Origin of the sequence: Bacteroides sp. (genome assembly GCF_052357945.1) — a bacterium.
Classification (GTDB): domain Bacteria; phylum Bacteroidota; class Bacteroidia; order Bacteroidales; family Bacteroidaceae; genus Bacteroides.
On sequence record NZ_DAWCXD010000248.1, the window covers coordinates 1 to 2,402 of the forward strand.

At 41.3% G+C, this 2,402-nt stretch carries 3 protein-coding genes; all 3 read right to left on the reverse strand.

Annotation, left to right across the window (positions count from 1 at the left end; genetic code table 11):
* Window positions 1–68: 68 nt before the first annotated feature.
* The gene (locus ACT8YW_RS22225) at window positions 69–530 is read right to left on the reverse strand and encodes a helix-turn-helix transcriptional regulator (protein ID WP_256273330.1); all 462 of its coding nucleotides are present in this window, start codon (window positions 528–530) and stop codon (window positions 69–71) included.
* A gap of 369 nt (window positions 531–899) precedes the next feature.
* Window positions 900–1,469, reverse strand: coding sequence for an accessory gene regulator B family protein (locus ACT8YW_RS22230; RefSeq protein WP_444107176.1), 570 nt, complete (start codon window positions 1,467–1,469; stop codon window positions 900–902).
* A gap of 89 nt (window positions 1,470–1,558) precedes the next feature.
* A partial coding sequence (locus tag ACT8YW_RS22235) for a sensor histidine kinase (RefSeq protein WP_444107177.1) occupies window positions 1,559–2,402 on the reverse strand: 844 nt, incomplete at its 5' end.

Sequence of the window (2,402 nt, forward strand, 5' to 3'; positions counted from 1 at the left end):
TGCCGGAAAAGGAACGTACCTGTTATGCTGGGTATTCAGTTGTCAAGGTGCTGGGCAATCATAATTGACTACCAAGCAAAATCGGTCAAAATTGTCTCAAGGATTTTCTTGATTTCATCAGGGACATACAGCAACGCTCTATGTAATGCGAGTGCCTGAACAGGAGTCATGTACATTTTCTTGAACAAGTGGTATCCGTCTGGTAGGGAAAGGCCTCCATTTCGGCCCCGGGCTATTTTTATTGGATAGTCCTCGTTTAATGTTGCTATGTCCCTGCTGATAGTATCTGTTGAAACATGGAATTCTATTGAAAGATGCTCCATCGTATCTTTCCGGCGCTTATCTAACAAGCGAATTATTTTCTTTTGTCGCTCGTTAGATGTCATCTTTGAAATTCCTTCCGAATTTGCTTTGCACTTATAATATCGCAAATACCCCGCAACTTTTGCGGAGTTAAACTTTAAATCCGTTCGAATTTTATCTAGATCACTATAATTTATAAATATATGAATTTCTGCTTGTTGGTTCATGTGTTTGCCCGTCAGCATTTTCTGCTGGCATTCTGATGCCACCTCACGATGGATGCCCTTGCCTTCGGCTAGCGCTTCCTACTGCTAAGCGCGTAGCATCCTTTCGCCAGTTGTTGCCCAACCGAGCGCACAAAAAAGCCCGCCGCATTTTGAGATGCGACGGGCTTAGAGCTGCAGCGTGAGATTATTTTTTCTCCTGAGAATTTGTCAGAGGCTTTTCGGGCCGGTGTGGCTGATAATTCCAAAACATATTACACGGTTCATTGGCTTCTTTTCGAATTGATGCCTGAACTACTGCACGCAAGTTTTTGTGTAAAAGACTTTCTTTTGCTTTCAAGGTAAAGACCTTCCTTCCAGTTTGATTTGGTTTTATTTGATTCCAACTCCAATTTTAGCCAAAACCAGTAGAAGAGCATCCGCAGCTGCAGCTACAATCCAGACAGTGCTGTACAATGGTTTCAGCAACAAAAGGGGTGGAACAATCAAGCAATATAATACAAGTCTTTTGCGTACCGCTATTTTCATGTCCTGCAACTCTTCGTTGCTGCAATGAATCGCCGAGTTATTGCAAGGAGCAAGTGTTAAAATTAGCGTAACAGAGACAATAAACAGCGTAATTACAGCTGCTATCGTAGAAGATTGCAGTCGGTCAATCAGATATAAGCAGGCATATTCACAAAATAAAGAGGTGATAAAGCAGGAAAACACTGTTGGCATATGAAGGCCATTTGTCTTTTCTCGTAAAAATGCCAACCCAAAATTCAAAAGAATCACTTGCGGTAACGGCGCAACAAGTGTTCCAAAGCAAACGAGAATAAAGAAACCTCCAAAGTTCATGAATTTTCGTTGTAGCGAGTATGCCATCCAATCGCGTTGACTTTCTTCAATGAGTTCGCTTTGTATACACTTCTCCACGATTCTTTCGATGATTCCTTCCATATGCAGAACCTCTGTAAATCAGAACTATCTTTATTAAAACAGAGTTTTCATCTTTTTCATCATTTTTGTAGTGAAACAGTAGTTTTTTGTCATGAAATCAGAGTATTCGGCAGCTCTGTTGCAAATTCGAACCAGCCGTTTTCATAATCCATAGCGTAAAGCGTGTGGTACTTTTCCAATGTAGTATGTACATTTTGCAAACCATACCCATGAAAAGATGGATTTTCCTTGGTTGATGTCGGCAGTTGATTTGCAATCATATTTACCGGCAAAGATTTATTACGGACAGCATAAAACAGTTCATCTTCTTCAAGCAGTGCCTGCACATAAATTTGCCGGTCCGTTTCCGGCAGTTTTTCACACGCTTCAATCGCGTTATCCAGTGTGTTGCTGATTACAACCGTCAAATCCACCATGTCAATCTTTATGGGAGATAAATCGTTCACACTGAACTGTATATCAATTTTACGATTTTTTGCAACAAGTGCCTTTTGATTCAGAAGTGCATCCAGTGCTGCATGGTGGGTATTGACGAGCAGGATGCGTTCGTTTTGTTTCGATTGTAGGCTATGGATATAGGTTTGTATTGTGTTGATATCTCTGTTTTGTTGCATCAGCATTCCGTCTAACGTACTCAGATGAGCTAGAAAATCATGTGTCAGTTTACGTTGCTGAGCATATGCGGCACTCAATGCTTCGATGCTCTCTTGCTGTGCTTTTGATTTGGCTTGTAGGCTGATTGCTTCTTCACGGAAGTTGGCGTTTTGTTCCATCCAGCTGATTAAAAGTAACGCTGCTATCTGCATTACGGTAATAAATGTGGCACAGACACATAGCGGCTGAATTGATATTTGACCCTGCTGAAAGCAACTTCTGAAAAAGAAAATAAGCAAAACACTCGCAAGGGAAAGCACTGCAGGAATGGTGTACCAT

Excerpts from the sequence above, each read along its gene's own strand:
- ACT8YW_RS22225 (WP_256273330.1), bottom strand. The coding sequence starts at position 530 with ATGAACCAACAAGCAGAAATTCATATATTTATAAATTATAGTGATCTA.
- ACT8YW_RS22230 (WP_444107176.1), bottom strand. The coding sequence starts at position 1,469 with ATGGAAGGAATCATCGAAAGAATCGTGGAGAAGTGTATACAAAGCGAA.